At 72.5% G+C, this 17,080-nt stretch carries 16 protein-coding genes and 1 pseudogene; 1 reads left to right on the top strand and 16 read right to left on the bottom strand.

Annotated elements, in window-relative coordinates; genetic code table 11:
* The 5 genes and pseudogenes from ffh to NBW84_RS13610 form a co-directional block, all read right to left on the bottom strand.
* Nucleotides 1–1,474 (bottom strand): signal recognition particle protein (gene ffh / locus NBW84_RS13630; RefSeq protein ID WP_250285104.1); only part of this gene is annotated, 1,474 nt, incomplete at its 3' end.
* 430 nt (nucleotides 1,475–1,904) lie between these two features.
* Nucleotides 1,905–3,185, bottom strand: a complete 1,281-nt coding sequence (gene ftsY, locus NBW84_RS13625) for a signal recognition particle-docking protein FtsY (protein ID WP_250285103.1) — start codon at nucleotides 3,183–3,185, stop codon at nucleotides 1,905–1,907.
* Between the two features lie 45 nt (nucleotides 3,186–3,230).
* Complete coding sequence (locus NBW84_RS13620) at nucleotides 3,231–7,010, bottom strand: AAA family ATPase (protein ID WP_250285102.1); 3,780 nt, start codon at nucleotides 7,008–7,010, stop codon at nucleotides 3,231–3,233.
* Between the two features lie 398 nt (nucleotides 7,011–7,408).
* Nucleotides 7,409–7,603 (bottom strand): hypothetical protein, encoded by a 195-nt coding sequence (locus tag NBW84_RS13615; protein WP_250285101.1) that lies wholly within the window; start codon nucleotides 7,601–7,603, stop codon nucleotides 7,409–7,411.
* A gap of 401 nt (nucleotides 7,604–8,004) precedes the next feature.
* Nucleotides 8,005–8,268 (bottom strand): annotated as a pseudogene (locus NBW84_RS13610) (acylphosphatase); the annotation flags it as partial.
* A gap of 127 nt (nucleotides 8,269–8,395) precedes the next feature.
* On the opposite strand from NBW84_RS13610, the gene NBW84_RS13605 reads away from it, so the two are divergent.
* Entirely contained in the window at nucleotides 8,396–8,731 is a 336-nt protein-coding gene (locus NBW84_RS13605; protein ID WP_250285099.1) for a hypothetical protein, read from the top strand.
* 40 nt (nucleotides 8,732–8,771) lie between these two features.
* On the opposite strand, the gene NBW84_RS13600 is transcribed toward NBW84_RS13605, so the two are convergent.
* From NBW84_RS13600 to NBW84_RS13550, 11 genes are all read right to left on the bottom strand, one after another.
* Nucleotides 8,772–9,503: a DUF2786 domain-containing protein gene (locus NBW84_RS13600; RefSeq protein WP_250285097.1), complete on the bottom strand. Its 732-nt coding sequence runs from the start codon at nucleotides 9,501–9,503 to the stop codon at nucleotides 8,772–8,774.
* 95 nt (nucleotides 9,504–9,598) lie between these two features.
* Complete coding sequence (mutM, locus tag NBW84_RS13595; RefSeq protein ID WP_250285095.1) at nucleotides 9,599–10,453, bottom strand: bifunctional DNA-formamidopyrimidine glycosylase/DNA-(apurinic or apyrimidinic site) lyase; 855 nt, start codon at nucleotides 10,451–10,453, stop codon at nucleotides 9,599–9,601.
* Between the two features lie 80 nt (nucleotides 10,454–10,533).
* Nucleotides 10,534–11,352 carry a ribonuclease III gene (gene rnc / locus NBW84_RS13590; protein WP_250285093.1) on the bottom strand — a complete coding sequence of 273 codons (819 nt, stop codon included), beginning with the start codon at nucleotides 11,350–11,352 and terminating at the stop codon, nucleotides 10,534–10,536.
* On the bottom strand, nucleotides 11,349–12,431 hold the full coding sequence (locus NBW84_RS13585) for a phosphate starvation-inducible protein PhoH (protein WP_250285092.1): 1,083 nt from the start codon (nucleotides 12,429–12,431) through the stop codon (nucleotides 11,349–11,351). Before NBW84_RS13585 ends, rnc begins: the two co-directional genes overlap by 4 nt.
* Nucleotides 12,432–12,437: 6 nt before the next feature.
* A complete protein-coding gene (gene rpmF, locus NBW84_RS13580) occupies nucleotides 12,438–12,608 on the bottom strand; it encodes a 50S ribosomal protein L32 (RefSeq protein WP_013874845.1) in 171 nt (56 codons plus the stop codon).
* A complete protein-coding gene (locus NBW84_RS13575; protein WP_250285091.1) occupies nucleotides 12,608–13,222 on the bottom strand; it encodes a YceD family protein in 615 nt (204 codons plus the stop codon). Before NBW84_RS13575 ends, rpmF begins: the two co-directional genes overlap by 1 nt.
* Nucleotides 13,223–13,715: 493 nt before the next feature.
* Nucleotides 13,716–14,114, bottom strand: a complete 399-nt coding sequence (locus NBW84_RS13570) for an ATP-binding protein (RefSeq protein ID WP_250285090.1) — start codon at nucleotides 14,112–14,114, stop codon at nucleotides 13,716–13,718.
* A 116-nt stretch (nucleotides 14,115–14,230) separates the two neighbouring features.
* The gene (locus tag NBW84_RS13565) at nucleotides 14,231–15,052 is read right to left on the bottom strand and encodes an MEDS domain-containing protein (RefSeq protein ID WP_250285089.1); all 822 of its coding nucleotides are present in this window, start codon (nucleotides 15,050–15,052) and stop codon (nucleotides 14,231–14,233) included.
* 171 nt (nucleotides 15,053–15,223) lie between these two features.
* The gene (gene coaD, locus NBW84_RS13560; RefSeq protein WP_250285088.1) at nucleotides 15,224–15,700 is read right to left on the bottom strand and encodes a pantetheine-phosphate adenylyltransferase; all 477 of its coding nucleotides are present in this window, start codon (nucleotides 15,698–15,700) and stop codon (nucleotides 15,224–15,226) included.
* On the bottom strand, nucleotides 15,697–16,254 hold the full coding sequence (gene rsmD, locus NBW84_RS13555; RefSeq protein WP_250285087.1) for a 16S rRNA (guanine(966)-N(2))-methyltransferase RsmD: 558 nt from the start codon (nucleotides 16,252–16,254) through the stop codon (nucleotides 15,697–15,699). Before rsmD ends, coaD begins: the two co-directional genes overlap by 4 nt.
* Before the next feature lie 148 nt (nucleotides 16,255–16,402).
* On the bottom strand, nucleotides 16,403–17,080 hold a 678-nt coding region (locus NBW84_RS13550; RefSeq protein WP_445548709.1), incomplete at its 5' end, for a helicase-related protein.

The following is a 17,080-nucleotide window of genomic DNA, read 5'->3' as shown; positions in this document are numbered from 1 at the left end:
CGTCGGGCCCGCCGGGCAGCCCACCGGCCCGCCGCGCCTCGGCCGCGGCCCGCTGCGCCTGGGTCTGCGCGGCGCGGGCGGCGGGGTTGCCCTTGCGCTTCGCGCCCTTGGCCTTCTTGGGGGCCTTACGGGCCGCGGCCGACTTCCCGCGCAACGCCCCACCGGGCATGCCGAGGCCGCCGGCCATCTGCTTCATGACCTTGCGCGCCTCCTCGAACCGGTCGAGGAGCTGGTTGACCTCGGTGACGGTCACCCCGGAGCCGCGGGCGACCCGCGCCTTGCGGGACGCCTGGAGGATGCGTGGATCGTCCCGCTCGGCCGGCGTCATCGACCGGATGATCGCCACCACCCGGTCGACGTCCCGGTCGCCGATCTGGGCGAGCTGCTCCTTCATCTGCCCCATCCCGGGCAGCATTCCGAGCAGGTTGGCGATCGGCCCCATCTTGCGGACGGTGAGCATCTGCTCGAGGAAGTCGGAGAGGGTGAACTCGGCGGCGGCCATCTTCGCCGCCATCGCCTCGGCCTGCTCGGCCTCGAAGGCCTTCTCGGCCTGCTCGATGAGGGTGAGGACGTCGCCCATCCCGAGGATGCGCGAGGCCATCCGCTCGGGGTGGAAGACGTCGAAGTCGTCCAGCGCCTCACCGGTGGAGGCGAACATGATCGGACGGCCGGTCAGGTGCGCGACCGACAGCGCGGCACCGCCGCGGGCGTCACCGTCGAGCTTGGTGAGCACCACCCCGGTGAAGCCCACCCCGTCGGCGAACGCCTGCGCGGTGGTGACGGCGTCCTGGCCGATCATGGCGTCGACGACGAACAGGATCTCGTCCGGGGAGGTCACGTCCCGGATGTCGGCGGCCTGGCGCATCAGCTCGGTGTCCACGCCGAGCCGGCCGGCGGTGTCGACGACGACCACGTCGTGCAGGCGGCGGCGGGCGTGCTCCACGGCGTCGCGGGCGACCGCGACCGGGTCGCCCACACCGTTGCCGGGCTCGGGGGCGTACACGTCCACGCCGGCCCGGCCGGCGACGACCTGAAGCTGCGTGACGGCGTTCGGCCGCTGCAGGTCGGCGGCGACAAGGAGCGGGGTGTGGCCCTGCTCCTTCAGCCACCGGCCGAGCTTGCCGGCCAGCGTCGTCTTGCCCGTCCCCTGCAGGCCCGCGAGCAGGATGACGGTGGGGGGCGTCCGGGCGAACCGCAGGGTGGCCGTCCCGCCGCCCAGGATCGTGACCAGCTCCTGGTTGACGATCTTTATGACCTGCTGGGCGGGGTTCAGCGAGGCCGAGACCTCCTCGCCCCTGGCCCGCTCCCGGACGGCGCCGATGAAGGCTCGGACCACCGGCAGGGCGACGTCGGCCTCCAGCAGGGCCACCCGGATCTCCCGGGCGGCGGCGTTGATGTCGGCCTCGGACAGCCGCCCCTTGCCACGCAGTGACGAGAATGCCTTGTCGAGACGGCTGGACAGGGTGTCGAACACGCGCACACTCCGGGATCGCTGGCGGACCGCACTTCTCAGGGTACGCACCCACCGGCCCGAGCCGGAGCCGGACCACTCACCACCGCCCGCCCCGACGGGACTCCCGACGGAACAAAGAAGATCATCAAGCCCTGGCGAGGCGCACCCACACGACGATCACAGGCGGGCCTGCCGTGATCTCCGCCCTCCACACCGAGGATGGCGGGCACACCTCGCCGGACGTCATCCGCCCCGGCCGTCGCCACCGGCCGGGAGTGAAATCCTCACCCCGGCACTGTAGGTCGCGGCATGCGGGTACGGAAGAAGCCCGGCACCGGACGCAGTGGCCACACCGTGGTCCCTGGACCGGTTCCGCCCCCGCTCACCCGCTTCGCCGCGTTGTTACGTTCCGATGTTGCGTTTCAGGATTCTGCCGCCCGCGTGCCGCGGCTCAGGCCGCCGGGTCCCCGAGCAGCGCGTCGACGAACGCCTCCGGCTCGAACGGGGCGAGGTCGTCCGGGCCCTCCCCCAGGCCGACCAGCTTCACGGGGACGCCGAGCTCCCGCTGGACGGCGATCACGATGCCGCCCTTGGCGGTGCCGTCGAGCTTGGTCAGCACGACCCCGGTGATGTCCACCGCCTGGGTGAAGACCCTGGCCTGCTCCACCGCGTTCTGGCCGGTGGTCGCGTCCAGCACCAGCAGCACCTCGTCGACGGGGCCGAGCTTGGCGACCACCCTCTTGATCTTGGAGAGCTCGTCCATCAGGCCGGTCTTGGTGTGCAGCCGGCCCGCGGTGTCGATCACCACCGTGTCGGCGCCGTCGCTGATCCCCCGCTTGGCCGCATCGAAGGCCACCGACGCCGGGTCGCTGCCCTCGCCGCCGCGGACCGTGCGCGCCCCGACCCGGCTGCCCCAGGTCTCCAGCTGGTCGGCGGCGGCGGCCCGGAAGGTGTCCGCCGCGCCCAGCACGACTGTCCGGCCGTCCGCCACGAGGAGCCGGGCGATCTTTCCGCAGGTCGTGGTCTTGCCGGTGCCGTTCACCCCGACGACGAGGATGTTCGCCGGCCGGTCCGGCGCGGACGCCCGTACCGTGCGGTCGGTGCTGGTGCCGATCTGGGCGAGCAGCTCGTCGCGCAGCAGGGCACGGACGTCCTCGGGCCGGCGCGCGCCGAGGACCTTCACCTTCGTCCGCAGCGACGCGACCAGCTCCTCGGTGGGCGTGACGCCGACGTCGGCGACCAACAGGGTCGTCTCGACGTCCTCCCAGGCCTCCTCGTCGAGGTTGTCCCCGGACAGCAGCAGCAGCAGGCCACGGCCCAGGCTGCTCTGGGAGCGGGCCAGGCGGGCGCGCAGCCGCACCAGCCGGCCCGCGGCCGGAGCCGGCACCTCCAGCTCCGGCGCCTTCTCCAGTTCCAGCTCGTACAGCCCGGCCTCGGCGGTCTCGGCCCCGCTGGGGGGCGCGGGGATACCGAGACCGGCTGGGAGATCGACCGTGTCGAACGTCCGGCGGGGGGAGTCCCGCGGCACCTCGGCGTCGTCGCCCACCCCGGGCGCGTAGTCCGTACCCGGCTGTGGCCGGTCTGGGGCAGCCTGGCCGGGGGCAGCCTGGCCTGGGGACTGGCCGGGGGCGGCGCCGCCCGCCCGCCCGCGGCGGCGGGTGCCCACCACCAGGCCGGCGGCCGTGACGATGGCGAACACGACGATCGCGATAATGATGAGGACGTACTCCACGCCTTCGATCCTGGCAGACCAGGCGTGCCGCGCTCAGGCCGAGGCTCAGGCCGAGGCGCGCTCGCGCAGCCGCTGGCTGATCACCGTGGTGACCCCGTCACCACGCATCGCCACCCCGTAGAGCGCGTCGGCGATCTCCATCGTGCGCTTCTGGTGGGTGATGACAATCAACTGGGACTTCTCCCGCAGCCCCTCCAGCGCCTCCAGCAGGCGGCCGAGGTTGCGGTCGTCGAGAGCCGCCTCGACCTCGTCGAGGACGTAGAACGGCGACGGGCGGGCCCTAAAGATCGCCAGCAGCAGCGCGATCGCTGTCAGCGACCGCTCACCACCCGACAGCAGCGACAGCCGCTTGACCTTCTTGCCCGGCGGCCGGGCCTCCACCTCGATACCCGTCGTGAGCATGTCATCGGGGTCGGTCAGCACGAGCCGGCCCTCGCCGCCGGGGAAGAGGGTCGCGAAGACCGTCTCGAACTCCCGCGCGGTGTCCGCGAACGCCACCCGGAAGACCTCCCGCACCCGCTCGTCGACCTCCGCGACGACCAGCAGCAGGTCACGGCGGGTGTTCTTGATGTCGTCGAGCTGGGCGGAGAGGAACGCCGCGCGCTCCTGCAGCGCCTCGAACTCCTCCAGCGCCAGCGGGTTGACCTTGCCCAGGCGGTTGAGCTGCTTCTCCGCGGTGGCCGCCCGCGCCGCCTGCTCGGCCCGGTCGAACGGGACGGGCTCGCCGTCGGGGGTGTCCGGCGGCACCGGGACGTCCGGCCCGTACTCGGCGACCAGGTCGTCGGCGGCTATCCCGTGCTCGTCCATCGCCTTGGTCTCCAGCGTCTCGACCCGCAGGCGCTTCTCGGCGCGGGCGAGCTCGTCGCGGTGGACGTCGTCTCGCAGCGCGGCGAGCTCGGCGGCGAGCGTGCGGACCCGCTCCCGGACGCCGGTCAGCTCGGACTCGGTCCCCCGGCGCAGCGCCTCGACACGCTGGCGTTCGGTGTCGGCGGCGACGAGGGAGTGCTCCAGGGCGGTCAGGGCCGTGTCGGCGGCGTCGGCGGCCGCCGCGGCCACCGCCGCCTGGCGTTCCCGGACCTCCCGGCGGCGCGCCGCGGCCATCCGCGCGGCGCGTTCGTTCGCGGCGGAGCGCACCAGCGCGTCCGCCCGGCCGGCCAGCGCCCGCGCCCGCTCCTCGCTGGTGCGCACGGCGAGCCGGGCCTCGACCTCCTCGGCGCGCACCGCCGAGGTCGCCGCGACCAGCCGGTCGCGTTCGGCTGACGAACGTTCCCCCGCCTCCGGTTCGTCCGAGGCGGCGGCCAGCGCCGCCTCCAGCTCCGCCAGCGCGCCATACGCCTGGTCACGGGCTGTCTCGGCCTGGGCGCGGGCCCGTTCGAGACGTTCGGTCTCGGCCGCGCCGGAGCGGTTCGCCCGCTCCAGCTGGGACAGCTGCTCGGAGAGCGCGCGGTGCCGGGCGTCGGCGGTGTGCAGCGCCGCGAGCGCCTCGTCGATCCCGCCGCGGGCCCGGGCGACCTCCTCCCCGGCGGCGGCGACCGCCCCCCGGGCGTGCTCCCCGCGGCCGGCCGCGGCGATCATCTGGCTCTCCGCCTCCTCGGCGGCGGCCTGCAGCTCCAGCAGGGACGGTGCCCGGGCGCTGCCGCCGGTGGCCAGCGCCGGCCCGATCACGTCCCCGGCCCGGGTGACCGCCCGGATGCCGGGATGCGCCCGGACCACCTCCGCCGCGGCCGCGAGGTCGTCGACCACCAGGGTGGCGGCGAGCATCCGCGCGACGGCCTCGGCATAACGCGGGTCACCGACCCGCACGAGATCGGCAGCGGGTACGCCACCGCCGCGGGCTTCCGGTGGCAGGGCTCGCGCCGGGTCGGCCACGGCAGCGGCCACCGCGGCGTCCGCCGCAGAACCGTCGGCGGGGGCCGCGGCGGCGACGACCAGGGACACCCGGCCGGCGTCGACCGCCCGCAGCCACTCGAACGCGGCGGTGACGTCGCCGGCGACGGCGACGGCGACGGCGTCGGCGGCCGGGCCCAGCACGGCCGCGACGGCCACCTCCGCCCCCGGCTCGACCGACAGCCACCCGGCCAGCCGGCCGAGGATGCCGGTGGGCGGCTCGGCACGAACCCCGGCGCCCGCGGCGGCGGTGTCAGCGGTGTCAGCGGTGTCAGCGGCGGCCCGGTCCTGCCCGGCGGCGGCATCCCGGCCGATCTTCCCCTTTTTCTTTTTCCCTCTGCCGGCCTGGTCCCCTCTGCCGGCCTGGTCCCCTCTGCCGGCCTGGTCGGCGGGCGGGGGCGTCCAGGTGCCGGCGGCGGCGTCCAGCAGCGCCGCGGCGCCGTCGCGCGGGGTCAGTGACAGGGTCAGCGCCTCCCGGCGGGCCTGCCAGGACGCCCGGTCGCGTTCGGCGGAACGCTCCTGCCCGCGCAGCTCCTCCAGCCGCTCGGTGGCGCTGGCGTGCACCGCCACCGCCTCCTCGCGACGCGCGGTGAGCTCGCCGCGGGTGGTCTGGATGCGGACGAGCTCCGACTCGAGCGCGATCCGCTGGTCGCTGGTCTCCCCGCCGCGCAGCCGGGCCGCGTCCACCGCCTCGGACATCCGGACGATCTCTGTCTCGGCGCTGGCGGCCCGGGATCTGGCGGCCTCGACCCGGCCGGCCAGCCGGGCGAGGTTCTCCCGTCGGCTCGACGCCTCCCGCGCGGCCGCGACCAGCGCCTTCTCCTCCTGGACGAGCGCGGCTTCGAGCCGCGCCCGGCGGGTGACGACCTCCTCGAGGCCGTCCCGGTCGGTGTCCAGCCGGGTCAGCAGCGCGCTCTCCTGCTCCCGGACCGCGGCGGCCTCCTGCTCCATCTGCTCGGGGTCGCGACCGCTGCGTTGCTCCTCGGCGCCGGCCCGCAGCAGCCGGGCCCGCTCGGCGGCCAGCGACCGGGTGCCCCGGATACGTTCCCGCAGGGACACCAGGGCATGCCAGACCTCGCCCGCGGCGGCTGCCTGCGGGGTCACCGCGGCCAGCGCCGCCTCCAGCTCCTGCTCGCGCCGCTGGCCCTCGGCGTGGGTGCGGCCCACCGTGGCCAGCCGGGCCCGCAGCGCCTCCTCGTCCCGGATGTCGGTTGCCAGGTCCCCGTGGGCCGTGACGATGTCGTCGGCGAGCAGCCGCAGCCGGGAGTCACGCAGCGACGCCTGGATGACGCCGGCCTTACGGGCGATCTCCGCCTGCCGGCCGAGGGGGCCGAGCTGACGGCGCAGCTCGGCGGACAGGTCGGTGAGCCGGGTGAGGTTGGCGGCCATCCCCTCCAGCTTGCGCAGCGCCTTCTCCTTGCGCTTGCGGTGCTTCAGGACGCCGGCCGCCTCCTCGACGAAGGCGCGGCGGTCCTCCGGGCGGGCGTGCAGGACCGCGTCGAGCTGCCCCTGCCCGACGATGACGTGCAGCTCGCGGCCGATCCCGGAGTCGCTCATGAGCTCCTGGATGTCCAACAGCCGGCAGGTGCTGCCGTTGATCGTGTATTCGCTCTCGCCGCTGCGGAACATCAGCCGGCCGACGGTGACCTCGCTGTAGTCGATCGGCAGGGCACCGTCGGTGTTGTCGATGGTCAGCAGCACCTCGGCGCGCCCCAGCGGCGGCCGCGACGGGGTGCCCGCGAAGATGACGTCGGACATGGTGCCGCCGCGCAGCGCCTTGGCCCCCTGCTCGCCGAGGACCCAGGCCATGGCGTCGACGACATTGCTCTTGCCGGAGCCGTTCGGCCCGACCACGCAGGTGATACCGGGCTCGAGGTGCAGCGTCGTCGAACTCGCGAACGACTTGAAACCCCGCAGGGTGAGGCTTTTGAGGTGCACCGGTCTCCGACAGCTGTCGCAGGGAACGGGCCGCGGACAGTTGGCCGCACGGTGTGACCGGCTGTCATGTGACCGGCTGCCGGGTCCGTCACGCGTGCCTAGGCCCGTCTCCGCCACCATGCCCGAGAGGACGATCGAGTACTCACGATACTGCGGTGCCCGGCAGTGGACGGGGGCCGGGTGCGGTGGCCCGGCAGTGGCCGGCGGGGGCCGGCAGGACCGGGGCGCGCGGACACCGGAAGGTGAATCGCATCACCGACAGAAATCGACGTAGTTCGCAACGTCACAGGCATGGCGGGAAACCTCGACGGGAGGTTTCATGAATGCCGCCGACAACACAAAGGGACGTTCCCCATGAAGAGAAACGTCCCTTGGGTCCCGCTGCGGGTCCAGGAGGATCAGGTCAGCGCGGGCTCTGCCTCGAACGCTCGGAGTTCATCCGAGACATCGACCCCTTCAAGAGCATCATTGAGAGCGCGGCTACGCGCGAGCTCGTCCTCCAGTTCTGCTACACGCGCACGAAGTCGGCGTACCTCATACGACAAACGAACATCGCTGCCAGAGCCGACGTGGCCGAAAAGGGCCTTCGCCATGATAGTGGTCCTCCACGATGAGTGACCGAGCGGGTGCGGGATGCGCTGCGGCCTGGCCGACCAGCTCAGGCAGACCACACGACGCACCAGACAATGAATCGAGGATGGCACGCCTTGCGACCGAAAGTCAAGACGATGCCATACCCCACTCGACGGCGACGGCGTTTTGTCGAGATGAGGACACCCGGGCCTGTCGGTGTGTCCGCCGGCACGACGGACACACATGTCACCGGGTTGTCATGCCATCGGCGCCGACACGGCCGGTCAGCCGGCCGATACGCGCCGATGCTGTTACCAGCCCGGTACGCACGAGCCCACTGGCATCCGGCCGCGGCCCACCCGCGCACCGGAGACGGACGATTGATGCCGGACCGGACGATTGGCCAGCGCCAACAAACGCGTCACTTACGAACAAAATTCAGCAGGTCACCCCTGGGCGGCGACCAGGAGTACGTCACCTGCGTCGTCCGGCCGGGTGTGTGTCCCGCCCGCAGCATTTCCAGCAGGGTCCGGCAGGCCGCGCGCGGGCCCTCGACAATCACTTCGACCCGGCCGTCCGCGAGGTTGGTCGCGGAGCCCACCAGCCCGAGCCGACGCCCCCTCGACCGGACGTATGCGCGGAAGCCAACACCCTGCACGGTCCCCGACACCCATGCCGTGAGCCGGGCCCGAGGCTCCTCGGGCGCGCAGGCGGAGCCGCTGACGCCGGCGGACGGATCACGGCCGCCGTGATCAGCGGATCCACCGGGGACCCCACTGGGACCGCCGGGCGGAGAGGCGGGAACGTCACGCATGAAGCCGGTAGGATACCGGATCACTGTGGACACGACACATTCCCCCCGCTTCCGTCAGCCTCGGCCGCGCCGGTACCGCCGCGGCCGGGTCGCGCTGACGACGGTGTGCGCCATCGTCATCCCGTCGACGCTGCTTCTCGGCGGCTGTGGCCAGAACTTCGAGCAGGACGGCGGCGTGCTGCCGGTGCCGAAAGCCAGCACCGAAGGCCTGCGCAGCGCGGTACCTGAGCCCGCGCCCGCCGCGGCCGAGATCATCGGGCCCGGTTACGCCCCGCCCCGCACGTCAGGCCCCACCCAGACAGCGGTCCCCAACCTCCCCGGCGGCAAGTACTGACGCGCCGGCCTGCTGGCCGGCCGCAGCTGTTCCTGGCCGGTCACAGCTGTTTGCGGCGGGGCCTGTCGGCGAGGCGGTTGCCGGTGCCGATATCGGCCCGCTGCCCGGCCTGGAAGCCGGCCGGCCCACCTGAGCCGGACAGGCTGCGCGACCGCGTCGTACGCAGCCGCGGGTAGACCTCGGCGACGTGCCGGTCGACCCTCGCCGACCGGTCGGCGAGGACGAGCTCGACCGACCGGCCGCCGGCATGCCCGGACCGATGACGTTCCCTGGCCCCGGACTCGGCCGCGGTGAGCCGGTTCTGGACGGCGGCGGCGAACCCGGCCATCCAGGACCGGCGGAACGCGCGGGCGTCCTCCGCGGGCGGCACCCGGACCAGCGCGAGGGCGTGCGCCTGCTGGACCAGCAGGGACGTGTAGAGAAGCTGGGCCCGTTCCAGATCGGCCGCCATCCCGAACAGGTGCGCCGCGTGCGCGGTCGCGCCGGCCAGCGGGCTCGTCCGGTGGATCAGCCGGCAGCCGAGCGGGCCGGCGATGGCGGCCAACAGAGCGATCTTGTCCCGGGCGTAGGGATGGTCGATGCCCAGCACGACGTCCCCGGCCGCCGCCGTGGTGGGCACCGCCTCCTCCAGCAGCGCCCGGTCGATGCCGTACTGGGCGATGAGGTCCGCGGCCTTGTCGTTGTAGGACTCCCGGGCCTGTTCGGGCAGGCCCTCGGCCTCGGCCATCGCCAGCAGCTTACGGATCTTTCCCAGGGCGGCATCCGCGTCCATGACGGTTGTCGCGCTCCTTTCACCACCAGCTGTCGGCAACCGCCGCCGGACAGGGCCCGGCGCCTACCAGTGCGCCGCGCCGGGCGGAGCCCGGCCTACCAGTGTGCTTTTCGCGGGCGTGGCTGGCAGCGCGGACAGGTGAAACTGGACCGGTTCATGAAAGCGTCCCGGCGGATCGGGGTCTCGCATCGCGTACAGGGCAGCCCTGCCCGCCCGTAGACCGCGAGCGAACGGTCGAACAGCCCGCTCTCACCGTTGACCGACACGTAGAGCGCGTCGAAAGAGGTGCCACCGGCCTGTAGGGCCTCGAGCAGGACCTCGCGCACCGCTTGCAGCAACCGGTTGAGTTCGCCGCGGGTCAACGTCCCGGTCGGACGCGCATAGTGCAGACCCGCTCGCCACAGTGATTCGTCCGCGTAGATGTTACCAATCCCGCTGGCGAGCGTCTGGTCCAGCAGCGCCCGTTTTATCCCGGTCCGGCGGTGGCGCACAGCCGCGACGAAGCCGGCGTCGGAGAACTCCGGGTCGAGGGGGTCCCGGGCGATGTGCACGATCGGCGCGGGCACGCCCGCGTCGGTCGGGACGACCGCCAGCCCCCCGAAGGTGCGCTGGTCGACGAACCGCAGCTGACGGCCGGCGTCGGTGAAGGTGAAACGCACCCGCAGGTGCGTCTCGTCGGGCTTCTCCGTGGCGACCACCAGCAGCTGGCCGCTCATCCCGAGATGACCCAGCAGCGCGGCCCCGCCGTCGAGGGCCAGCCACAGGTACTTGCCCCGGCGGCAGGCAGCCTCGATCGTGCGGCCGGCGAGCACGGCGGCGAAGTCGGCAGCGCCGGCGGCATGCCGCCGGACCGCCCGGGGATGGGCGACCGCCACCGTGGCGATCGTCCGGCCGGGCAGCGTCCGCTCAAGGCCGCGGCGGACCACCTCGACCTCGGGCAGCTCAGGCATCAGGCAGCTCAGGCATCATCGGGCGGCTCAGGCATCAGGCATACGGGATCGGACAGGCGGGAATCAGGCACGGCCGCCGGTCAGCCGTTGCCCGTGCCCACCGCCGCCTCGGAATGGCCATGGGCGCTCTCGGACGCGGCGTCAGCGGTGGCCCCGGCGGTGTCGGGTGCCACCTGGCCGGGAGCTTCGGCCTCGTCCTCCAGCGCCTGGAAGGCGGCGGCGGCGGCCCGCTGCTCGGCCTCCTTCTTGCTGCCCCCGTCGCCGTGACCGAGCACCCGGCCGGCCACGACGGCCCGGGCGGTGAACCGCTTGGCGTGGTCCGGCCCGAACTCGTCCACCTCGTACTCGGGGGGGCCGAGCAGCAGGCTGGCGGTACGCTCCTGCAACGACGTCTTCCAGTCCAGCCCGGCGCCCCGGCCGGCGGCGACGTCGAGCAACGGGTCGAACAGCCGGTGGACGAACTCGGAGGCGCTCTCCAGACCGGACGACAGGTAGACCGCGCCGATCAGCGCCTCCAGGGTGTCCGCGAGGATGCTGGCCTTGTCCCGCCCGCCGGTGGTCTCCTCGCCGCGGCCGAGCAGCAGGTAGGGGCCGATGCCCTTCTCCCCCAGTGTGCGGGCGACCTCGGCCAGGGCCCGCATGTTGACCACGGACGCGCGCTGTTTGGCCAGCTGCCCCTCGGGCAGGTCGGGATGGCGGTTGAACAGGGCGTCGGTGACGATCAGGCTGAGCACCGAGTCCCCGAGGAACTCCAGCCGCTCGTTGGTCGGCAGGCCGCCCTGCTCGTAGGCGTACGAACGGTGCGTGAGCGCCAGCTCCAGCCGGTCGACGTCGACCGGCACGCCGAGCGCGGCCCGCAGGCCGTCCCGGGGCATCGGCGGAGGCAGGCCGCGGGTCATGACGGCAGCCCGGCCCGGCTGCGGCGGCGGGTGACGAGACCGGCCAGGGCCGCCCGCTGGCACAGCACCCATCCGGAGCGGTCCGCGGCGGACGCCTGCGCGGCCGCCCGCGCGATCGCTCCCGCGATACCCGGACCGGCCGCGCCGGGACCAGGCCCGCCGCCCGCGACGATCACGATCCCGTCGACGCCAACCACGAATGCTCCCTCCTGCGGATACCACCCCGACAGCGCCGGTGACGGCTGGTCGACCGACTTCGCCACCGCCCGCAACCACGAGACCACAACAGCTCCGGTCGAACCGTCGCAGACGACGACATCGACCTGTCCGCCGGCCACCACCGTGGCGGCGTCGACGGCACCGACGAAGTCGAGCTCCAGCCCGGTGAGGAAGTCACCGAACTCGCCGTCGCCGGACCCGTCGGACGCGCTGGCGCCCGGGCCCCCGGCATACGGTTCGCCGGCGCCTGGCCGACCGGTACCCGGTCCGCCGGCGCCAAAGCGTGCTCCGGGGCGACGGACCGGCCCCGCCACCAGCCGGCCGACCCGGGGGCGCGCTACGCCCAGACAGGCCGTCGCGTAGGCCGCGCCGACGATCGCGTGCTGGACGAGCTGGTCGGCCCCGGTGCCGCCGCCGGGGACCGCGCCCGCGTCCAGCAGGACCGTCGGGCTCGACCGGGAGCCGAGCAGCACGGCGAGGGCCTGCCGGGTCGCCCCCGGCACCGGCCCGAGGGTGAACGAGGCGGCGGCCACGAGCGCTTCGGGCGGACCGGCGGAGACGACCGCGTCCGCCACGCCGTCCCTGATCAGCCGGGTCGCGACACGGACCGTGGCATCCCGCCTCGAGCGGACCTCACGGGCCGCGTCCTGGCCAGGACCGATCAGATGGGGCGCTTCGGCCAGCCGTAACCGGCCACCGACGGCGAGCCCGCGCTCGGCCGACAGCCGTTCGGCAACCGCGGCCGGGCCGACGATGCTGACCAGCAGCGACTCGTCGGCGTCCAGCGCGCTACCGATGCCGTCGACGACCGCGTCCGGCGCGCCGTCACCACCGAGCAGATCGACCGCGACGTGTGTCACATCAACTTAGACGTCGAGGACCTGTCGATCGTTGTAACGACCGCACGTCGGGCAGACCGTGTGCGGACGGGTCACGTGGCCGCGGGGGCACTTCGTGAGGGCCGGGGCCTGCGTCTTCCACTGGGCCCGCCGGGAACGGGTGTTGCTGCGCGAGGTCCGGCGCTTCGGGACGGCCACTAGTCCTTCTCCTTGCTCTCTGCGTGGGTGTTGCTCGCTGCGTGGGTGTGCTCATTCGGTGACAGGTTCTCGGCCAGTGGCGGCAGCGCCGCCCACCTGGGATCGGCCCGGGCATGCTCGTGATCGACGTCGGGATCGTCCAGCCGGCCGCCGCAGTCGGCACACAGGCCGGCGCAGTCCGGCCGGCAGCAGGGGGACAGCGGCAGGCTGAGCACCAGCGCGTCGCGCAGCACCGGCTCGAGATCGAGATGGTCGTTCACGACCTGGAAGGAGTCGTCCTCGGGGTCCTCGGGGGCCCGGTCCGGGTAGTAGAACAGCTCGCGGAGACCGACCGTGGTGTCGTCCTCGATCGGGTCGAGGCAGCGCGCGCACTCGCCGGTCAGCGGCGTGAACGCCGTGCCGCTGACGAGCACGCCCTCCATCACGGCTTCCAGGCGCAGATCCAGGTCGATGGGCGCGCCCACCGGGACGTGGATCATCTCGGTGCCCAGCTCCGCCGGAGCGGGCACCCGCGTCACGACGCGCTTCATCGATCCCGCCCGGCGGCCCAGCTCACGGATGTCGAGCACGAGCGGGCCCCGAGGGGCCCGGCGGCGGGATGGCGGCGCGGTCATGGAGGAGGTGCCTGTCGTTGCCACGGATACTGGATTCACAACTCTCGCTGTCACAGGCGGCCGACCGCGGGACGGTGACGCGCTCGTGACCTGTGACTCGTCGGTCAATGGGTTGGTGCCCGGGAATCCAGGTACCGGAGACCACCCTATCCGATCGTCTCGCGAAATCCGCTCACCGTCACCCCGGACGGACCAGGGACCGGCTGTGGCACGCCCACCGGCCTCGGGCCGCCAGCCGGCGGGCGGTCCCCGACAGCCACATCATCCCCGACAGGCCACATCAATGCCCCGTCAATGCCCGGGGCCGGCACGCCCGGGCATCCGGACGGCCCGCGCCCGTCGCCCGCCCGCATGTCACGAAGCGTCGCAATGGCCGCCTCAAGCGCAATGGCCGCCTCAGGGAGACAGATGGAGATCCACGGTGAGCGGCAGGCCATGGCCGGTGGTGGACCAGGGCCATACGCCCTGGCCCAGCGCGAGTGACACCAGCCGTTCAGGGCAGGGGCTGCTCGGCCCAGACGGTCTTGCCGGTGGAGGTATGGCGGACGCCCCAGTTCCGCGAGAGCTGGGCGACGAGGAACAGGCCCCGCCCGCCCTCGTCGCAGCCACAGATCCGATGCGGACGGGGGGAGCCACGGCCGCCGTCGGAGACCTCGCAGATGAGGGCGTGCTCCCGGATCAGGCGCACCGTGATGGGAGCGGCACCGTGACAGACCGCATTGGTGACCAGCTCGCTGACCAGCAGCTCGGTGGTGAACACCGCTTCTTCCAAGCCCCACGCGTACAACTGCCGGGAAACCCCGGCCCGGACCGCGGCGACAACAGCGGGGTCGAGGGGCAGCTCCCAGGTGACGAGCTGCTCCACGGTCGGGGCGTGGGGGTAGGGGGTCACCGGCGTGGCATAGGCCGCATCCGCGGCCGCCTGGCCCGGCAACCGCTACCGGAACAACCGTGGGCACACGTTCCGGGCCGGAATGATCGTTCTGCTACTGGCATTCGCGGATCACATCACACCTTGGTCAGGGCCATCCACGGGATCGATTCCGCGCCGAGGATACGTAGCACGTACGCCTGACGGGTACTGCAACGGATCTCCAGCCGCCCGCCCGGCGGCATTCCGGCCGCCAGCCTGATGATCAGCCCGGCACCATGGGCGTCCAGGAAGGAAAGATCCGTCAGGTCCAGGAGCAGGCGGTCCCCGAACCGGGCGAACGCCCGCTCAAGACCACTGATGAACTGCTCGCGGGTAGATAGATCAACTTCTCCGGCCAGCCTCAGGCCGGAGCCGGTATCCTCGATATCCAGGGATCCGATGCCTTCGAGCACCGTCATGGGGTGGACGCCGTCCATGCGGTCCAGCAGTTCCCTGCTGAAACGCTTCCGGTCGTAGCAGCAGATCACGCTGCACCGCGGATCGGTGAACAAGACCTTGAGCTCATGTTCATAGGCGACAAGCTGGTCGAGATCCATGTCGGGATCCAGCGCCCAGGCCATGTCGGCGCAGGCCCGGAATCCCGGGTACTCCTGCTGGTACGACAGCTCGATCTGCTCCCGGTACCGCTGGATCTGGCCCTCGATGGAGAACCGGGCAGGCGGCAGGTATACCGCTTCGGTGCTCTCGATGTTCAGCTGGCCGCGCTCCCATGCCGGCTCCACCGGCGGGCCACAGGAGTCCAGCCGGGCGAAGATCTCGCTCTTCGAGATGCCGGGACCGGTGACGAGCAGCACCTTCTCGCCCTTGGCGAGCCCCCACTGGCTGTAGGCGGCCAGCGCGCTCCAGCACGCGTCGTCGTCGTCGAAGTTCAGGCATGCATGGTCGCCAAGCCCCATCCGTCCTATGGACACGGCCCGGCGCGGACCAGCACCAGTACTCTGCGTAGACACTCCAAATACAGTTATGACGCCAACCAGTCAAGGATTCACGGTCCGACGACGCTTGTCAAAGGGGGCCCCAGGCCCCGCGGGCACGGCCCCGGGCGGAACGCCGCCCGGGGCCGTGCTTCAGCGGGCGAGACGTTCGCGCAACTGCTTGAGCACCACGTCGGGGACCAGGCCGGACACGTCCCCACCGTAGGTGGCGACCTCCTTGACCAGGCTGGACGACAGAAACGCATACTGCGGATTCGTACTCATAAAGAGGGTTTCGACGCCCGCGAGTGAATGGTTCATCTGCGCCATCTGCAGCTCGTAGTCGAAGTCGCTGACCGCGCGCAGGCCCTTGACGATGGCCTGAATGCCGCGGGCCCGGCAGAAGTCGACGAGCAGGCCATGGGACGACTCGACCACCACGTTGGAATGATCCCGGGCCACCTCACGGATCAGCTCTATCCGCTCCTCCACGGTGAAAAGGTTGGCCTTGTTCTTGTTGATGAGCACGGCTACGACGACCTCGTCGAAGAGCCGACTGGCGCGGACGATGATATCCAGATGACCATTGGTGATCGGGTCGAACGAACCTGGACAGGCAGCCCTTCTCATGATCCAGAACCGTACCAGAGCACCCCCTCACCATACGCGCGATTGCGAATCGTAATGAGTCCGTCCGGCCAGGCCGGCGGGCCGCTGCGGCGCGAGCGCTCCACGACACACACCCCGTCCGGATGCAGCCAGGCACCGGCGATCAGCCCGGCGAGCACGCTGGTCAACGCACTGTCCGGCAGCGCATACGGAGGATCCAGGAACACCGCGTCGAACGCGCACTCCGGCATGATTTCCACCACATGTTGGACCGGCTGCGAAAGGATCTCCACACCGGTGAACCCGAGCGCCGCCGCATTCGCGCGCAGGGTGCGGACCGCCGCCGCCGACCGGTCGACGAACAGGGCGTGGGACGCCCCGCGGGACAACGCCTCGAACCCGACCGCGCCGCTGCCGGCGTAGAGATCGGCGAACCGCGCGCCGCGCAGCTCGACCAGCGAGGCGAGCGTGTTGAACAGCCCCTCCCGCGCCCGGTCGGAGGTCGGGCGGGTCCCGCCGCCCGGCGGCACCCGAACCGGGCGCCCACGCGCGTCCCCGCCGATTATCCTGGTCATTTCCTGTCTTCGCCCCGTCGTTTTTCCTTGTTTTTCTCCGGATTTCCGGTGGCCGGGCGCGCCGGTCGCCGGCACGCGGCCCACCGGCCCCGGCCCACGCCCCGGTCATCCCTCCCCCGGCCCGTCATCCCTTTTCCGGACAGGCGGCTCATCCCTTTTCCAGATAGGCGGCGGCCGTCTCGTCGAGAGTGGCGGCGAGCGCCGCGGCCAGCGCCGGATGCGCCGCCAGCTGCGGATCGGCACCGACGAGCGCGCTCGCCTCGCCCCGCGCGGAGCGGATCAGCTCCTCGTCCTTGAGCAGCTCCAACAGGCGCAGGGAACGCCGGCCGCCGGACTGGGCCGCCCCCAGCACATCGCCCTCGCGTCGCTGCGCGAGGTCGAGACGGGCGAGCTCGGCCCCGTCGGAGGTGGCCGCCACCGCGGCCAGCCGTTCCCAGGCGGGCGAGCCCTCCTGCGCGTCGGTGTACAGCAGGCACCAGCCGGGCGCGCCGCCGCGGCCGACCCGGCCGCGCAGCTGGTGCAGCTGGGAGACACCGAAACGGTCGGCGTCCATCACAACCATCACGGTCGCGTTCGGCACGTCGACCCCGACCTCGATCACCGTGGTGGCCACGAGGACGTCCAGCTCCCCCGCGGCGAACCTGGTCATGGTCTCTTCCTTCTCGTCCGGGGGCAGCCGGCCGTGCAGTGTGGCGACCCGCAGCCCGGCGAGCTCGCCCGCCCGCAGACCGGGGAGCACGTCGAGAACACCCGCGCCCGGCCGGCGGGCGGCCGCCGACGCGTCCCGCGGCGCGGTGCCGCCCGGCCGCGCCCCGCCCGCCGGACC

The organism is Protofrankia sp. CiP1_Cm_nod2, assembly GCF_920664355.1.
Taxonomy (GTDB): Bacteria; Actinomycetota; Actinomycetes; order Frankiales; family Frankiaceae; genus Protofrankia.
Note: the sequence above shows the minus strand (reverse complement) of the source record. Positions and strands in the feature narration are given on the sequence as shown.